This is a genomic window from Candidatus Competibacter phosphatis (assembly GCF_012939995.1).
Taxonomy (GTDB): Bacteria; Pseudomonadota; Gammaproteobacteria; order Competibacterales; family Competibacteraceae; genus Competibacter; species Competibacter phosphatis.
Window position 1 is genome coordinate 1 of the sequence record NZ_SPMZ01000050.1, and the last position, 15985, is coordinate 15985.

Here is a 15985-nt window from a genome sequence, read left to right on the forward strand (position 1 = left end):
GGGCGCTACTTGGCGACGGGGGAGGACGACGGGACGGTGCGGCTGTGGGACGTGGCGACAAAAAAATTGCCGGGCGCTACTGTGTCACCTGCCCGAAGGGGAATCCGCCAGCGCCGATCTCGATCGGGGCCGTTTCATCGCCGCCAGCCCGGACGCTTGGCGTTATCTCGGTTACGGCGGACTGATCGACGGCGAATGGCGAACCTATCCAGCGGAAGTGTTTGGCCCAATCCCGGACATGGCGACCGCCAGCGGACAACGCGAAGCCCAGCGCGGCGCTATTCCCTGAAAACCGCCTCCAGCGTTGCGGCGTCCAGCACTTGTTCGGCCCATTGCTCCAACTGGGCCGACGTTCCTTCCCGTAGTCGCGTTTCCACCCAGTCCGGCAACGCGCCGAAACGCTTCCGCAGTTGTCGCAGCAAGAGTGTCCTGCCCTGTTGCAAACCTTGTTGCAAGCCCAATTCATGCCCGCGTTTCATGCCGAGCCGCTCGGCGCTGCTGATGTAACGCATTTTCGCGTCCTCCTCCAATTCCTGAACTTCATCAAGATACGCCGCTTCCAAGGTTTCCGGCAAGACCAACAACCAATCCATGAACTCATAAAGATCAACGACTTCCTGCTTATTCCAACCGCGCTGATACAAACGCCGGGTCAGCGCCAGCTTGCTGGAAAAACGCTGCTGTTCATCGTGGCGGGTCGCCTGCGCCAACAGATGCGCCGCCGTCGCCAGCGCAAACGGATTGGCGGCGGTTTCCAATTCCGCCATGCGCGACTGGTAATCGAGTAGTTTGACCGTCGGGAATTGCATCTTGACTTCGCATCCCCACAGGTCGCGCTGATAACGATCAGGTCGCCATTGAGGCCGATCATCGGCCAACACCGCCAGACTGGCCAACGGCAGGCGGTAGCGGTCGAACAGGCGGTAGTAGTAAACGAACATCCGTTCGGCAAATTCCGCCTCGTAACCTGCCTGAATTTCGATATGAATCAGCACCCAGGTTTCCGTGCCGTCCCGCCGCCAGACCTTCGCCAACTTGTCGGCATAGCGGCGCTTTTCCTTCGCACGCCGGGCGATTCGTTGCAATTCCTTGTCGAGAAATTCATGGCCGCGCGTCCAGTCGATATCGGCGGCAATCGATGGGAAAAACCATTCCAGGAACGCCTTGAAGTAGCGTTCCAACAAGGTTTTCCAGGGTGAATCGTAATCGTTTTGGAAAAAAGGCGACTTTCCTGCATTCGGTTTATTTTTCACCCGCCAGCGCCTCCAATGTTTCTTTCTCCGGTCATTGCTTTCAACTGGCGAACAATTGAAGGCGCGGCTCCACTCGGGCAATCGCTTCGAAATCGCGGTCATCGTGCAACAACACCACGTCATGCTCGATGGCTTGGCACGCGATCAGGCAATCGTTTGAACTACGTGGGGTTACGCCCGCCCAGCGGCAACGACAATACAGATGGGCGGCGGCGATATGCGTTGCGGTCAAGTTGTTGGATGCGAGTAAAGGAAGGTCGGCAAAATACCGTTGCAGGGTGGCGAAATGAGCATCGGAACCCGCGCCTTGCAGGATTTCCTGAAGAATCAGCGGTGTCAGGGCGACGGTCGTTTCCGAATCCAATATCCGTTTCAAGTGATGGACCGCTGGCCGGTCAACATTCCGTAGCAGACCGATCCACGCCGAGGTATCAACCAAAATCATCGCCGGCACGAGCCGCTTTATGGTCGTAATCGGGATCGATGAGTTCCTGACCAACCAGTTCGAGAATCCGCCGCTGTTTCTGGCTCGCCACGAACCGCCGTAAGGCGATGTCTACTGCTTCCCGCTTGGTTTTGACTTTGGCCAGCCGCATGGCTTCATTGATGAGATCATCATTGAGTACGATATTGGTACGCATATGTACCTCCTAATGTGTGCAGTGTAAGTGCCTGAATGAGCGAGCACAATTGTCGATCATTCTTCACTCGCCAGTGCCTCCAACGCCTCCTGTGCCTCCAGCCATTCGCCTTCGATTTCCTCCAGTTCCTTGTCTACCTGCGCCTTGCGCAACAGTAATTCCTTCAGCCGGTTTTTGTTGGCATCCTCATACAGCGCCGGTTCCAATAGTTCATCATGCAAGCGGGATTGTTCGCCGTGTAACTTTTCCAGCCGTTGCTCCAGTTTTTTGATGCGCTGCTCCAGTGGTTTGCGCTTGACCGCCGCCTGCTGGCGGCGTTCCGCCTCCTGCCGCTTCTGTTCGCGACGTTCGACGGCGTTGCCGCCGTTGCCGGTGGTGCGTGGCGCGGCGTCTCGGTTGGCGGCCCGCTGCTGTTCGTTCAGCCAGTTGCGGTAATCATCCAGATCGCCGTCGAAGGGTTGCGCCCGGCCTTCCGCCACCAGCAGAAACTCGTCGGTGACGGTGCGCAACAAATGCCGGTCGTGCGAAACCACGATCAGCGCGCCCTGATAGTCCTGCAAGGCCAAGGTCAGGGCATGGCGCATGTCGAGATCGAGATGATTGGTCGGCTCATCCAGCAGCAATAGATTAGGCCGTTGCCAGATCAGCAACGCCAGCGCCAGCCGCGCCTTTTCCCCGCCGGAGAAGGGTGCCACCGGTTCCAGCGCCCGGTCGCCGTTAAAGCCGAAGCCGCCGATGAAATTGCGCAATGCCTGCTCGCTGGCGCGTTCGTCCAGCTTTTGCAGATGCCGCAGCGCGCTCCAATCCGGCCGCAGTTGCTCCAACTGGTGTTGGGCGAAATAGCCGACGGCCAGACCCTGACCAACGGTTATCCGCCCGGCTAGCGGTGGCAATACCCCGGCCAGCAGCTTGATCAAAGTCGATTTGCCGGCGCCGTTCGGGCCGAGCAGGCCCAACCGTGCCCCGGAACCGATGACCAGATTCACCTTGTCCAGTATCTTGCGCTCGCCGTAGCCAGCGGCCACTTTCTCGACCACCAGCAACGGATTGGGCAAGCGTTCCGGTTCGGCGAAACCGAAGGTGAACGGCGAATCCACATGAGCGGCGGCGATGCGCTCCATCCTCTCCAGCGCCTTGATGCGGCTCTGGGCTTGTCTGGCCTTGGTGGCCTTGGCGCGAAAGCGGGTGATGAAGCTTTCCAGGTGGGCGATTTCCCGCTGTTGTTTCTCATAGGCCGCCTGTTGCAAGGCCAGCCGCGCCGCGCGCTGGTCCTCGAAGGCGGCGTAGTTGCCGGTGTAAAGCGTGATACGTCGCTGGTCGATGTGGACGATGTGATCGACCACGTTGTCCAGCACGTCGCGGTCGTGAGAGATCAGCAACAAGGTGCCCGGATAGGTGCGCAGCCATTGTTCCAACCACAGCACGGCGTCGAGATCGAGGTGGTTGGTCGGCTCGTCCAGCAGCAGCAGGTCGGAACGGCACATCAGCGCTTGGGCCAGATTCAGCCGTACCCGCCAGCCGCCGGAGAATTCGGCGACCGGCCGTTCCAGTTGATCGGCGGCGAAACCCAAACCGGCCATCAGCTTGCCGGCGCGGGCGCGGGCGCTGTAACCGTCGATGGTGTCGAAATGCGCATGTAACTCCGCCTGCCGCGTGCCGTCGTGAGCGGCCTCGGCGGCGAGCAGATCGCGTTCGATCTGGCGCAACTCGGCATCGCCGTCCAGCACGAATTCCAGCGCCGGCGTCGGCAGGGCCGGGGTTTCCTGGGCGACGTGAGCCGGCGTCCAGCGCGATGGTATGTCGAGATCGCCAGTGTCGGGGTGCAGTTCGTCGCGCAGCAGGGCGAACAGAGTGGATTTGCCGCTGCCGTTGGCGCCGGTCAGCCCGACCTTCCAGCCGGGATGCACGGTCAGCGACACGTTGTCGAACAGCGGCTTGCCGCCGCGTTGCAGAGAGAGTTGGCGTAGGGTGATCAAGACCGGGATGATCCTGGATGTCGATGGAAAAGAGACAAGGGAAGATACCATGATTTGGTATCATTCCGAGCATGAAACGCCAATGCCAGCGTACGCTTGAGTCGTTGTTTGCACGTCCGATCAGCGCCAACATCGCGTGGCGGGACATTGAGGCGCTATTCCGCGAGTTGGGGGCGGAGGTCAGCGAACGAGAAGGGTCCCGTATTGGCGTGCGATTGTTTGGTGAGCGGCGGGTGTTTCACCGGCCGCACCCATCCCCCCATACCGACAAGGGGGGCAGTGGAGAGCATTCGCAAGTGGCTGGAACAGCACGGGGTAGTGCCATGATCAACTTGCTGGATATCGATGGCTACCAGGCCGTCGTCAGTTTCGACCCGGAACTCGGCCTGTTTCGTGGCGAGTTCGTCGGTCTCAGTGGTGGAGCGGATTTCTATGCCGACAACGTGGCGGATTTGCGCAAGGAAGGCGCCACTTCTCTCAAGGTGTTTCTGGACATGTGCGCCGAGGACGGAGTCGAGCCGCGCAAGACTTATTCGGGGCGCTTCATATTGCGGCTCGACCCCGAACTGCACGCCAGGGCGGTCGCGCGGGCGCAGGCCGAGGGTAAGAGCCTGAACGAGTGGGCGAAAGAAACCATCAAAGCGGCGGTCTCGTCTTAAGATCCTCGTTGACAAGCCGGCCTGAGGGCAATATGACCGACGACGAATTATTGCGCTACAGCCGGCAAATCCTGCTGCCGGAGTTCGACATCGACGGGCAAGAGCGCTTGCGCCGCTCCCGCGCGCTGATCGTCGGTCTGGGCGGATTGGGTTCACCGGTGGCGATGTATCTAGCCGCCGCCGGGGTGGGGCGATTGACGCTGGTCGATTTCGACCGGGTGGATCTGTCCAACTTGCAACGGCAGATCGTCCACCGTACCGCCGACATCGGCCGGCTCAAGGTCGAATCGGCTCGCGATACCCTGTTGGCGCTCAATCCCTCGGTTGCGGTGGCGACGCTTCCGCAAGCCTTGGACGAGACCGAATTGCGGGAGCAGGTCCGTCGGACCGACGTGGTGGTGGATGCCTGCGACAACTTGCCGGCTCGCTTGGCGATCAATGCCGCTTGCGTGCGGGCCGGCGTGCCGCTGGTCACCGGCGCGGCGATCCGGCTGGAAGGACAGGTGCTGGTCTGGCGGCCGGGCGAGGAGGGTGCCTGCTATCGCTGCTTGTACCGCGATGCCGATACGGCCCCCGAAACCTGCGCCCAGACCGGGGTGCTGGCGCCGGTGGTCGGGATCGTCGGCAGCATTCAGGCGCTGGAAGCGATCAAGGTGTTGACCGATTTCGGGAAGACGCTCGCCGGTCGGCTGTTGCTGTTGGATGCCAAGCGGATGGAATGGCGGACGCTGAAGGTACGTCGCGATCCGGCTTGCCCGGTCTGCGGCGGCGTGTCATGACCGCCGACGATTGGATCGCCCATCTGCGGCTGGCCCCGCATCCCGAGGGAGGCTATTTCCGTCGCGGCCACACCGCCGAACTCACTTTGGATCTCCCGGACCGGACCGGGCCGCGCCCGGTGGCGACCGCGATTTTCTACCTGCTGAAGGGTGGCCAGCATTCCCGCCTGCATCGATTGAAGTCGGACGAACTCTGGCATTTCCATCTGGGTTCGGCGCTGACCCTCCATCGCCTGGGCCGGCGGGAAGGTTACGTCGCGACGAAGCTGGGCGCCGATCCCGCCGCCGGCCAGCATCTGCAAATCGTCGTCCGCGCTGGCTGCTGGTTCGGGGCGACCGTCGACGATCCCGCCGGCTTCAGTTTGCTGGGCTGTACCGTGGCTCCCGGTTTCGATTTCGCCGATTTCGAACTGGCCAACCGCGCTACACTCATCCATCAGTATCCCCAACATGCCGCGCTGATCGAACGGCTCACCTGAACCGCGAGGAGAACTCCATGACTTTTTCCATCGTCGCCTTCGACCCGGCCAACGGCGATCTGGGCGTGGCCGTGCAATCCAAGTTCCCCAATGTCGGCATTTCCATCCCGTTCGCCAAGGCCGGGGTAGGCGCGGTGGCGACCCAGTCCTATTGCAACACCAGTTTCGGCCCACGCGGGTTCGCGTTGTTGGAAAACGGGGCTTCACCCGAACAGGCGTTGGAAATCCTGATCGGTGGCGATCCTCAGCGCGATTATCGGCAGGTGGGGATCATCGACGCGCAAGGGCGCACCGCCAGTTTCACCGGCGCGCGCTGTTTCGACTGGGCCGGTGATTACCATGGCGAATATTGCTCGGCCCAAGGCAATACCTTGGCTGGGCTGGGTGTGGTGGAAGGCATGGTGCGGGCGTTCGAGGAGACGCGCGGGCCGCTGGCCGAACGCTTGCTGGCGGCGCTACAGGCCGGTCAGGCCGCCGGCGGCGACCGGCGCGGCCAGCAATCGGCGGCCTTGCTGGTAAAACGGGCCGGTGGCGGCTATGGCGGTTTCGACGATCGCTACGTGGAAATTTCGGTCTGCGACCATCCAACCCCGATCACCGAACTCGAACGCCTGTACGCCATCCACCGGCTGACCTACTTGCGCAGCGATCCCGACAAACTGGTCAGGATCGATACCGCCATCGCCAACGAACTGCAACAGATCCTGCATGCTCGCGGCTTTTACAAAGGCGCGGTCACCGGCGTCTACGACGAGGAACTGCTCCGCATCCTGCGCGATTTCATGGGGTGGGAGAACTACGACGAGCGCATCCGCGACGATGACCGGATCGATCTGGAAGTGTTGGAAGACATGCGCCGGAAACACGCGCTCTGGCTCAAGCAACCCGGCCACGCTCGCTGACCGTCACCAGGCGTCAAGGTGGCGGGATGGGTGCTCGGCTGGCCCGTGGACAGCGGGCCGGCTCGTATCACTCCGCCAAGGCGTCCTTTTCCAGGGTGTCCATGCTGACGTGGCGCACGTCCTTGCCCTTGACCAGATAAATGATGTACTCGGCGATGTTCTTGGCATGATCGCCGATTCGTTCCAGCGCCTTGATGATGAACAACACGCTGATGGCATGACCGATAGTGCGCGGGTCTTCCATCATGTAGGTGATCAGTCGCCGCAGCGCCGACTGGAACTCCTGATCCAGATTATCGTCGCCTCGGGCGACGTTCACCGCCATCTCCACATCCACACGGGCCAAGGCGTCGAGGCAGCCGTGCAGCATGTCGGTCGCCAGCTTGGCCATCGGCGTCACGTCGCGCAACAGTTTGGCGCTGGGCGGGCTGCTGACGACATCGTAGGTCTTGATGGTCATCCGGGCGATTTTTTCCGCTTCGTCGCCGATCCGCTCCAGGTCGGTAACGGCCTTGGACAGCGACATGATCAGCCGCAGGTCACTGCCGACCGGCTGGCGCGTGGCGATCAGGGTGATGGTGTCTTCGTCGATCTTGACTTGCAGGCCGTTGATGATCTGGTCGCGGGCGATCACCTCGCGGGCCAGGGTCAGATCCTCGTCATCCAGGGACTTGACGGCATTCTTGATCTGGTCCTCGACCAGCCCGCCCATTTCCAGCACCAGGTTGCGCAGGTTGGCGAGCTGTGCGTCGAACTGCTTGACGGTATGGGCATCATGACTGATGGGCATTTTGGGGTACTCCCGATGGAGAGCGGGTATCAACCGAAGCGGCCGGTAATGTAGTCTTCGGTCAGTTTGTGCCGGGGATTGGTGAAAATCTGGTCGGTTTCACCAACTTCGATCAGATCGCCCAGGTGAAAATAGGCGGTGCGTTGGGAGACGCGGGCTGCTTGCTGCATCGAGTGGGTCACGATGACGATGGTGTAGTTCTCTCGGAGTTCGTCGATCAGTTCCTCGATCTTGGCGGTGGCGATGGGGTCGAGCGCCGAACAGGGCTCGTCCATCAGGATGACCTCGGGATTGACGGCGATGGCGCGGGCGATGCAAAGCCGCTGTTGTTGGCCGCCGGACAGGCTGGTGCCCGGCTCGTCCATCCGCTTTTCGACTTCCTTGATCAGTCCGGCCCGTTCCAGGCTGGCGTAGACCAGCTCGTCGAGTTCCGCCTTGCCGTTGATCATGCCATGGATGCGTGGCCCGTAGGCGACATTCTCGTAGATCGACTTGGGAAAGGGGTTGGGCTTCTGAAACACCATGCCGACCCGAGCCCGCAGTTGCACCACGTCGATGCTCTTGTCGTAGATGTTGTCCTGGTCGAGCTGGATATGCCCGGTGATCCGACAGGAAACGATGGTGTCGTTCATCCGGTTCAGGCAACGCAGGAAGGTGGATTTGCCGCAGCCGGACGGGCCGATGAAGGCGATGACTTCGTTGGCGCCGATGTCGAGGCTGACCTGCCGCAGCGCGTGTTTCTCGCTGTAATAGACGTTGACTTCGCGGCAGGCCATTTTCGGGTTATCCGCCGTGATCCTGCCGACGGTCTGCCGGTGATCGTAGTCGGTGATCTGGGCGCTGGACAGCGGAGCCTCCCGGACATCGGGATTCACTGCGCCATCCAGGGCGGTCTTGGTTTCGATCGTCGTTGTGTTCATTGCAATGAATCCTTGGGTTTTGGCGGCGCTTACCAGCGTCGTTCGAAGCGTTTGCGCAGGACGATGGCCAGTCCGTTCATGAGAATCATGAATCCCAGCAAGACCATGATGGCGGCCGAGGTTCGTTCCACGAAGGCGCGTTCCGGCAGATCGGCCCAAAGGTAAATCTGTACCGGCAGCACGGTCGCGGGATCGGTGAAGCCGCGCGGCACGTCGACGATGAAGGCGACCATGCCGATCATCAGCAGCGGCGCCGATTCGCCCAGGGCGCGGGCCATGCCGATGATGGAACCGGTCAACATGCCGGGCATCGCCAGCGGCAGTACATGGTGGCTCACCATCTGTAATTTGGACGCACCCATGCCCAGCGCCGCCTCGCGGATGGAGGGCGGTACCGAGGTCAGGGCGGCACGGCCGGCGATGATGATGACCGGCAAGGTCATCAGACTCAATACCAGGCCGCCGACCAGCGGCGCGGAGCGCGGCAGACCGAAGAAGTTGATGAATACCGCCAGCCCCAACAGGCCGAACACGATCGACGGCACCGCCGCCAGATTGTTGATGTTGACCTCGATCAGATCGGTCCAGCGGTTCTTGGGGGCGAATTCCTCCAGATACACCGCCGACGCCACGCCGATGGGAAAAGACAGCAGGAAGGTGATCAGCAGGGTGTAGAAGGAACCCATCAGCGCGCCACGGATGCCGGCCTGTTCCGGTTCGCGTGAATCGCCGTTGCTGAACAGAATGGTATTGAAGCGCTTTGTCAGCCGGCCGTCGGCGGTGAGCTGGTCGATCCAGGCGATTTCCTGATCGGAGATCGGCCGCAGCGATTCGTCGAGGGCACGATTGATGTTGCCCTTGACCAGGGTGTCGACCTCGGCGCTGGCCAGTACCTGGATCACTTGCGTGGTGCCGATCAGGGCGGGATCGGCCAGTATTTCGCCGCGCAGTCGATGCGGCGCGTTGGAACTGATCAGCCCATACAGCGCCCGCAGGTCGCGCCGGCCCTCGACCTGCGGGAACAGCCCGCGCAGGCTGGCGCGAATCAGCGCGGCGTAGTCGGCGTTGGCCAGCGTTTCCGGATCGCGGGTACCGGCGGGGTCGATCACCGCCGCATCGAAGGTGATCGGCAGCTCGATGTAAGTCTGCCAGAACGCCGGGTAGCCCTTGCCGATGATGTTGGCGAACATCAGCACCACGAAGGCTAGCCCCAGGCTGATGGCGGTCAGCCCGTACCAGCGAAAGCGCCGTTCGGCGGCGTGGCGGCGCTTGAGTCCGGCGTTGACCAGGGCCTTGATGTCGCGGCGTGGCGGCGTGGCGGCGGAATCGTCTGACTTATTCATACTGTTCTCGGTATTTGCGCACCACGCGCAGGGCGATGATGTTGAGGATCAGCGTGACGACGAACAGCATCAGCCCCAGGGCGAAGGCCGCCAGGGTTTTGGCGCTGTCGAATTCCTGATCGCCGGTCAGCAGGGTCACGATCTGCACGGTGACGGTGGTGACCGCCTGCAGCGGGTTGGCGGTCAGATTGGCCGACAGGCCGGCGGCCATGACCACGATCATGGTTTCGCCGATGGCGCGCGAGACCGCCAGCAGGATGCTGCCGACGATGCCGGGCAGGGCGGCCGGCAGCAGGACTCGCTTGATGGTCTCCGATTTGGTCGCGCCCAATGCGTAGGAACCGTCGCGCATCGATTGCGGCACGGCGTTGATCACATCATCCGACAGCGAGGACACGAAAGGGATGATCATGATGCCCATCACCAGCCCGGCGGCCAGCGCGCTTTCCGAGGCGACCTGCAAGCCCAGCGCGGTGCCGGTATCGCGGATCAGCGGCGCCACGGTCAGGGCGGCGAAGAAACCATAGACCACGGTGGGGATGCCGGCCAGGATTTCCAGCAACGGCTTGGCGGTGGCGCGAAACTTCGGGCTGGCGTATTCGGACAGGTACAGCGCCGACATCAGCCCGATCGGCACGGCGACCAGCATGGCGATGCCGGAAATCAACAGCGTGCCGGCGAACAGCGGCACCATGCCGAAGGCGCCGGAAGAGCCGATCTGATCGGCGCGGATGGCGGTCTGCGGGCTCCACTGCAAGCCGAGCAGGAAGTCGGTCAGCGGCACCTTGTGGAAGAATCGAATGGATTCGAACAGCACCGATAGCACGATGCCGATCGTGGTGAAGATGGCGACGGTCGAACTGACGATGAGCAACAGCGTGACCACTCGTTCGACCCGGTTGCGGGCACGCAGCTTTGGCGAGATTGCGCGCCAACTGTGAACGATGCCAACGGTGGCCAGGAGCAAGGCGACGATCCACAAGCAAACATGGCCGGTCAGTTGCAGGTTTCGGTAATGCTCGGCGGCGGCCAGGATGGTGGGGTCGGGCGTGCCGGACACGATGTTGCCACTGACCAGATTCTTGATGTCGTTGAGGACCAGACCGAGCCGATCCGGCGGTAATTCGCGCAGTTCCGGCGGCAGTCCGGCCACGACCAGTTCGAGGATGATGCCCGGTTGCAGCACCGCCCAGACCGTGACCACGATCAGTGCCGGGAGACCGCACCACAGGGCGGTGTAGGAACCGTAGAAACTGGGCAGGGAATGCAGGTTGCGAATATGGTCGCGGCGACCCTGAAGGCGCGGTTGCGCCCCAGATAGTAAGCGGCGCTGCTGAGCAGCAACAGGATAAGCAGGAGATAGGACAGCATGGGGCGGTCACCGGGATGCGAAAACGCCGCCGTCGTCGCGGAAAAGATCCGCGGCGACGGGCGGCGTTGCGGAAAGGACCGTTACGGGGTCATGGTCTTGAGGCTGTTGGCGTCGGCGGCGACCTGCTTGCGCTCGGCCGGCGGCAGGGGAATCAAGCCCTTGTCGGCGAGATAGCCTTCATTGCCGGCGGCTTTCTCACTGGTGAATTCGGCGATGTATTCCTTCATGCCGGGAATGACCGCGACGTGGGCCTTCTTGACGTAGAAGAACAACGGCCGCGAGACCGGGTACTTGCCGGAGGCGATGTTCTCGAAGTTCGGGGGGACGCCGTCGATGGTTTCGCCCTGAATCTTGTCCAGGTTCTCGTCCAGGAAGCTGAAACCGAAGATGCCCAGGGCGTTGAGGTTGGACACCAGCTTGTTGACGATCAGGTTATCGTTCTCACCGGCCTCGATGTACGCGCCGTCCTCGCGAATGGCGCCGCAGGCCGCCTTGGCTTTCTTGTCGTCGCTCTTTGCCAGATCCTTAATGGCGGGGAAATCCTTGCAGCCCTCGTCCATCACCAGTTCGACGAAGGCGTCGCGGGTGCCGGAAGTCGGGGGTGGACCCAGCACTTCGATCTTCTGGGCCGGCAGTTCCGGGTTGACGTCCTTCCAGGTCTTCAAGGGATTGGCCACCAGCTTGCCGGTGCCCGGCTCCGGAATTTCCTTGGCCAGCGCCAGCCACAGGTCCTTGCGGGTCAGCGACATCGGCTTGGTCTTTTTGGAGGACGCGACCACGATGCCATCGTAGCCGATCTTCACTTCGACGATTTCCTTGACGCCGTTCTTGGCGCAATTCTCCACTTCGGACGATTTGATCTTGCGGGAAGCATTGGTCATGTCAGGGTATTGCACGCCGACGCCGCCGCAGAACAGTTTGAGTCCGCCACCGGTGCCGGTGCTTTCGACCTTGGGGGTCTTGAATTTGCTGTTGGCCTTGCCGAAATGCTCGGCGACCGTGGTCGAAAACGGATAGACCGTGGACGAACCGACGATGCTGATATAGTCGCGGGCGGACTGAGCGTGGGCCACGCCAGCCAGCGCGCAAGTCGCGGCCATGGCGAGGATGATATTTTGTTTGCGCACGAATAGCCTCCGGGTACCTGATTTAGGGTGGGTAATTTGCTAGGGGTGACCTCATCCTGAGGATCGGTTGGAAACCCTAAAACAACATTACTACCGCAAGACGGCCTTTATATTTCATTTATATGTCAGTTTTATTGCAATGTAGGGATTGGCGGGCCATGACGAGCGGCGCGGGCGGCGGTAACGAACCAACGATGAGAGCCGTGGGTTTGCGGTTCCATCACGCGAGGTGGCGATGAGCAGTGGAAGTATTTTGATCACGGGTTGTTCTTCCGGCATTGGATTCCAGGTTGCCCAGGGTTTGCGGGCGCGGGGCTGGCGGGTGTTCGCCTCGGCGCGTCAGCCGGCTGACGTGACTCGCCTGCAAGCCGATGACTTGGAGAGTCTAGTATTGGATTTGCGCGATTCGGTGTCCATCCACGCGGCGGTGACGGCGGTGCTGGAGCGCACCGGCGGCCGATTGGACGCCCTGTTCAACAATGGTGCCTACGGTCAGCCGGGCGCGGTCGAAGATTTGAGCCGCGAGGCGCTGCGGGAGCAGTTCGAGACCAATCTATTCGGTACCTTGGAACTCACCAATCGGCTCATCCCGGTCATGCGCCGGCAGGGCGGGGGACGGATTCTATTTAATAGTTCGGTGCTGGGGTTGGTGGCGTTTCCCTATCGGGGCGCATATGTCGCCAGCAAGTTCGCGCTGGAAGGCTTGGCCGATACCTTGCGGCTGGAACTGACCGGTACCGGCATTCACGTTTGTCTGATCGAACCGGGGCCGATTCTCAGTCGGTTCCGCGACAACGCCCATGCGGCTTATCGACAGCACATCCGTGCCGAGGACAGTCCGCACCGGGAAAAATACGCGGCAATGGAAACACGCTTGCGCAAGCAAGGACCAGCGGTGCCGTTCACCCTGTCGCCGGAAGCGGTGCTGAAGCGGGTGATTCACGCGCTGGAAAGCCCACAGCCGAAAGCGCGCTACCCGGTGACCGTGCCGACTTACTTCTTCGCCGTGCTGCGACGTTTGCTACCGACCCGCGCATTGGATGCGATCCTGCGACGGGCCGGCGGCGAGGGCCGGCGCTAAAGAGCGCAAATCCGGGTCTGCCCGGAAACTGGCCGGTCATCGCCGGTTAAGCCATCGGTTGCGCCATGATCTGCATGATCGAGCGCAAATCCAGCCCCCGCTGTTTCGGTGGTCGGCGGTGCTTTAGATCGACCACATCAAGCATGTGCTTGAGCGGAGAGACCACATCACCTTGCCATCGACCAGACAGATGTGGATCCCGGTCGCCAAACCCCGCTCCAGGTCTCAGCTCAGGAAATCGATGGATGCAGCGCAGCGCCCCGCCAGCCGGGTCGCCAGCATGCGGTCGAAGGGAGCTTCTCCTTGACCGATCAAATTTTAGCCTTCTGTCCTGGTTGTTTTACTAAGCAGATTTTTTTGCTTCAATAGTGACTTTTTTTTTGTCACATTTGGTCATTTTTGGCGCGATTTGAGTTTATGACGTTTAAATAAAATATATATAAAACATGTAATTAATAATACTTGTTAATATGGTCCTATTTTTTGCTAATACACGATTTTGACCAAGACGGACTTGCCTGTGAAGGCGCTAGGGCGAGTTGGTTTGTGCTGATTAGTCAAAATTCGGCTAAAGTAATATATAGGTTATATATGTATTATTATTTATACAAAAAAATGATGTTTTTATTAATATTTATGGTGGCTTAAGCCAACAAATAACTCATTGTTATGTATTATAATTATACAATTGACAAAATTTAAAGGCAATCGTAGTCTCGCAATAAGAACTATGAGGCGTTCATGTACGCTCTTCAATACTCGAAAGGAATTCCTGTGCAGCAAGAGAATCAACCAACCTTCTTTTGTAAGCTTGTCTGGGAATTACAACGGCTATGCGAGGAAAAGCAGAGCGGTACTTTATTTATCACCACCGAAGAGAATCAAGCAGCCAGGTTTGTCATTAAAAATGGAGTTATTATTGGCATAACTTACAGGGCTAAACATGGGGCCAGCACCATACCATTTATTAGAAATATAACGGGCGGTACCTATTCTTTTGCGAGCAAGCGTATTTTCCTATCCTATGCCGAGTCGAGCATAGGGCCTTTGCCGAGTACGTCCGAAATAATTCGCTTATTAAGTGTTGCTATTGAAACCCCTGCTCAACCCACTCTTTCGCAACCGGCGCAACCGGCCGTTTCCGCGCAACCCACGCTTTCTCGGACGACAGACGATCCAATAACCAGACACTTCGGTGGCATTACCACGGCACCGGCCAAGAAAATTCTGATAGTGGAAGATAGTGCCGTTACTCGAAAATTGATCGGGAAGACCCTGCTTGATAATGGATACGTTGTTGTGGAAGCGGAAAACGGTTTGGCTGCCTTTGCCCGGTTGAACGATGAAAAACCGGACCTGATGTTGCTCGATATTATCATGCCGGGTATAGATGGTTATAAAGTTCTTTCCATGGTCAGAAAACACGATAAATTTAAAAACCTGCCTGTCATTATGTTGACCTCCAGAGATGGTCTGCTCGACAAATTGCGAGGAAAAATGGGTGGCTCGGATGAGTATTTGACCAAACCCTTTACTCCTGATCAATTGTTGGAAAAAATTAACAAGTATTTGTCGAACCAGTAGGTCTCTTTATGAACGATCCCTGTAAACTGCTGGTGGTTGATGACTCAAAGATCATGCGCAGGCTCATTACCGATCTTTTCGAGTCAGATGATAAAATTCATGTTGTTGGAGAGGCTGCCGACGGCCTCGAAGCGCTGGCCAGCGTTTCCCGACTTGTTCCCCGACGTGATTACGTTGGATATCAACATGCCGGGCATGGATGGATTGACCACGCTCAAGCATTTGATGATTCGCAGTCCAACACCCACCGTGATGCTGAGTACCCTGACTCGGGAAGGGGAGAAGACCACATTCGACACCCTGCGTTATGGAGCGGTTGATTTCATCACGAAACCGACTCGACTGGATGGTGGCGAATTGGAAGCGCAAGCTCAGGACATCATCGTCAAAGTCAATCATGCCGCAGCCGTGGCGCTTGATGCGGTGCGCTACATTCGCGCCGTTCCACGTAACCATGCCATCGCACCTTCCGAATTGCAGTCTTGCGACTGTGTGGTGGCACTCGGGGCGGCCGAAGGTGGCTACGGCGCTTTGTTGAAAATCATTCCGCAATTCCGCCCGGATTCGGCGGTCGCTTATGTGGCCGTCCTCTACGCCGCGCCGCGGCACGTCGATGCCTTCGCCCGCTACCTGGACGATCACAGTGGCGTACGGGTCAAGCGGGCGATCGATGGCGAACCGGTGGAGGGTGGCGTCTGCTACCTCGGCGCCGGCGTGGAGTATCTCACCGTCGCTGCCCACAGTGGTCGGCTGATGTTGCAGGTTCACCGCGCGCCGTTCGCCTCGCGGCGCGGTTCCATCGATCGGCTCATGTTTTCCGTCGCCGAAGCGATGAAAGGGCGAGCGGTGGGCGTCGTCCTGTCCGGTTCCGGGGAGGATGGCAGCGAGGGTTTGGAGGAAATTCATCGCATGGACGGGGTCGCCATCGTGCAAAACCCGCAAAGCTGTCTGCATAAGGGCATGGCGCAAGCCGCGCTGGCCCGGTGCCAACCCGACTTCGTGCTTTCGGATGTCAAAATCGCAACCGTCGTTAATGGCCTACTACCATGAGACCGCCATGATCACTCTACCCATTGGCT

At 59.8% G+C, this 15985-nt stretch carries 16 protein-coding genes and 2 pseudogenes; 9 read left to right on the top strand and 9 right to left on the bottom strand.

Translation table 11 applies throughout. The features are described from left to right. Positions 1-289 (top strand): hypothetical protein (locus tag E4P82_RS15420; RefSeq protein ID WP_169249719.1); only part of this gene is annotated, 289 nt, incomplete at its 5' end. On the opposite strand, the gene E4P82_RS23250 is transcribed toward E4P82_RS15420, so the two are convergent. The 4 genes from E4P82_RS23250 to E4P82_RS15440 are packed head-to-tail and all read right to left on the bottom strand — an operon-like array spanning position 279 to position 3870. Beyond that, on the bottom strand, positions 279-1253 hold the full coding sequence (locus tag E4P82_RS23250; RefSeq protein WP_312915303.1) for a DUF4351 domain-containing protein: 975 nt from the start codon (positions 1251-1253) through the stop codon (positions 279-281). The genes E4P82_RS15420 and E4P82_RS23250 overlap by 11 nt on opposite strands. A gap of 40 nt (positions 1254-1293) precedes the next feature. Further along, positions 1294-1698 carry a type II toxin-antitoxin system VapC family toxin gene (gene vapC / locus E4P82_RS15430; RefSeq protein ID WP_169249721.1) on the bottom strand — a complete coding sequence of 135 codons (405 nt, stop codon included), beginning with the start codon at positions 1696-1698 and terminating at the stop codon, positions 1294-1296. Next, positions 1685-1894, bottom strand: a complete 210-nt coding sequence (locus E4P82_RS15435; RefSeq protein ID WP_169249722.1) for a type II toxin-antitoxin system VapB family antitoxin — start codon at positions 1892-1894, stop codon at positions 1685-1687. The genes vapC and E4P82_RS15435 overlap by 14 nt, the downstream gene beginning before the upstream one ends. A gap of 56 nt (positions 1895-1950) precedes the next feature. Next, the gene (locus E4P82_RS15440; protein WP_169249723.1) at positions 1951-3870 is read right to left on the bottom strand and encodes an ATP-binding cassette domain-containing protein; all 1920 of its coding nucleotides are present in this window, start codon (positions 3868-3870) and stop codon (positions 1951-1953) included. A 71-nt stretch (positions 3871-3941) separates the two neighbouring features. Between E4P82_RS15440 and E4P82_RS15445 the strand changes: the two are divergent. From E4P82_RS15445 to E4P82_RS15465, 5 genes and pseudogenes are all read left to right on the top strand, one after another. Next, positions 3942-4197, top strand: a pseudogene (locus E4P82_RS15445) (type II toxin-antitoxin system HicA family toxin). After that, positions 4194-4529 carry a type II toxin-antitoxin system HicB family antitoxin gene (locus E4P82_RS15450; protein ID WP_169249724.1) on the top strand — a complete coding sequence of 112 codons (336 nt, stop codon included), beginning with the start codon at positions 4194-4196 and terminating at the stop codon, positions 4527-4529. Before E4P82_RS15445 ends, E4P82_RS15450 begins: the two are co-directional and overlap by 4 nt. A 32-nt stretch (positions 4530-4561) precedes the next feature. Continuing rightward, positions 4562-5308, top strand: a complete 747-nt coding sequence (locus E4P82_RS15455) for a HesA/MoeB/ThiF family protein (RefSeq protein WP_169249725.1) — start codon at positions 4562-4564, stop codon at positions 5306-5308. Then, positions 5305-5787, top strand: coding sequence for a cupin domain-containing protein (locus tag E4P82_RS15460; RefSeq protein ID WP_169249726.1), 483 nt, complete (start codon positions 5305-5307; stop codon positions 5785-5787). The genes E4P82_RS15455 and E4P82_RS15460 overlap by 4 nt, the downstream gene beginning before the upstream one ends. Before the next feature lie 17 nt (positions 5788-5804). Further along, a complete protein-coding gene (locus tag E4P82_RS15465; protein ID WP_169249727.1) occupies positions 5805-6689 on the top strand; it encodes a DUF1028 domain-containing protein in 885 nt (294 codons plus the stop codon). 67 nt (positions 6690-6756) lie between these two features. On the opposite strand, the gene phoU is transcribed toward E4P82_RS15465, so the two are convergent. The 5 genes and pseudogenes from phoU to E4P82_RS15490 form a co-directional block, all read right to left on the bottom strand. Continuing rightward, positions 6757-7479, bottom strand: a complete 723-nt coding sequence (phoU, locus tag E4P82_RS15470) for a phosphate signaling complex protein PhoU (protein WP_169249728.1) — start codon at positions 7477-7479, stop codon at positions 6757-6759. A gap of 29 nt (positions 7480-7508) precedes the next feature. After that, on the bottom strand, positions 7509-8399 hold the full coding sequence (gene pstB / locus E4P82_RS15475; protein WP_169249729.1) for a phosphate ABC transporter ATP-binding protein PstB: 891 nt from the start codon (positions 8397-8399) through the stop codon (positions 7509-7511). 29 nt (positions 8400-8428) lie between these two features. Then, positions 8429-9742, bottom strand: coding sequence for a phosphate ABC transporter permease PstA (gene pstA / locus E4P82_RS15480; protein WP_169249730.1), 1314 nt, complete (start codon positions 9740-9742; stop codon positions 8429-8431). After that, a pseudogene (gene pstC, locus E4P82_RS15485) lies at positions 9735-11113 on the bottom strand (phosphate ABC transporter permease subunit PstC). The gene pstA and the pseudogene pstC overlap by 8 nt, the downstream one beginning before the upstream one ends. A gap of 81 nt (positions 11114-11194) precedes the next feature. Further along, a complete protein-coding gene (locus E4P82_RS15490; RefSeq protein ID WP_420887125.1) occupies positions 11195-12241 on the bottom strand; it encodes a PstS family phosphate ABC transporter substrate-binding protein in 1047 nt (348 codons plus the stop codon). Positions 12242-12476: 235 nt separating this feature from the next. Here E4P82_RS15490 and E4P82_RS15495 point away from each other — a divergent pair, with 235 nt between their 5' ends. From E4P82_RS15495 to E4P82_RS15505, 3 genes are all read left to right on the top strand, one after another. Next, a complete protein-coding gene (locus E4P82_RS15495) occupies positions 12477-13322 on the top strand; it encodes an SDR family oxidoreductase (protein ID WP_169249731.1) in 846 nt (281 codons plus the stop codon). A gap of 741 nt (positions 13323-14063) precedes the next feature. Continuing rightward, positions 14064-14906, top strand: a complete 843-nt coding sequence (locus E4P82_RS15500; RefSeq protein WP_169249732.1) for a response regulator — start codon at positions 14064-14066, stop codon at positions 14904-14906. Positions 14907-15005: 99 nt separating this feature from the next. Continuing rightward, positions 15006-15956: a chemotaxis protein CheB gene (locus E4P82_RS15505; protein WP_169249733.1), complete on the top strand. Its 951-nt coding sequence runs from the start codon at positions 15006-15008 to the stop codon at positions 15954-15956. The last annotated feature ends 29 nt before the right edge of the window (positions 15957-15985 follow it).

What these genes read in the sequence shown, in the direction of transcription:
- vapC (WP_169249721.1), bottom strand. Translation starts at nt 1,698, where the DNA reads ATGATTTTGGTTGATACCTCGGCGTGGATCGGTCTGCTACGGAATGTT.
- E4P82_RS15435 (WP_169249722.1), bottom strand. Translation starts at nt 1,894, where the DNA reads ATGCGTACCAATATCGTACTCAATGATGATCTCATCAATGAAGCCATG.
- E4P82_RS15450 (WP_169249724.1), top strand. Translation starts at nt 4,194, where the DNA reads ATGATCAACTTGCTGGATATCGATGGCTACCAGGCCGTCGTCAGTTTC.
- E4P82_RS15455 (WP_169249725.1), top strand. Translation starts at nt 4,562, where the DNA reads ATGACCGACGACGAATTATTGCGCTACAGCCGGCAAATCCTGCTGCCG.
- E4P82_RS15460 (WP_169249726.1), top strand. Translation starts at nt 5,305, where the DNA reads ATGACCGCCGACGATTGGATCGCCCATCTGCGGCTGGCCCCGCATCCC.
- E4P82_RS15465 (WP_169249727.1), top strand. Translation starts at nt 5,805, where the DNA reads ATGACTTTTTCCATCGTCGCCTTCGACCCGGCCAACGGCGATCTGGGC.
- phoU (WP_169249728.1), bottom strand. Translation starts at nt 7,479, where the DNA reads ATGCCCATCAGTCATGATGCCCATACCGTCAAGCAGTTCGACGCACAG.
- pstB (WP_169249729.1), bottom strand. Translation starts at nt 8,399, where the DNA reads ATGAACACAACGACGATCGAAACCAAGACCGCCCTGGATGGCGCAGTG.
- pstA (WP_169249730.1), bottom strand. Translation starts at nt 9,742, where the DNA reads ATGAATAAGTCAGACGATTCCGCCGCCACGCCGCCACGCCGCGACATC.
- E4P82_RS15495 (WP_169249731.1), top strand. Translation starts at nt 12,477, where the DNA reads ATGAGCAGTGGAAGTATTTTGATCACGGGTTGTTCTTCCGGCATTGGA.
- E4P82_RS15500 (WP_169249732.1), top strand. Translation starts at nt 14,064, where the DNA reads ATGTACGCTCTTCAATACTCGAAAGGAATTCCTGTGCAGCAAGAGAAT.
- E4P82_RS15505 (WP_169249733.1), top strand. Translation starts at nt 15,006, where the DNA reads ATGTTGTTGGAGAGGCTGCCGACGGCCTCGAAGCGCTGGCCAGCGTTT.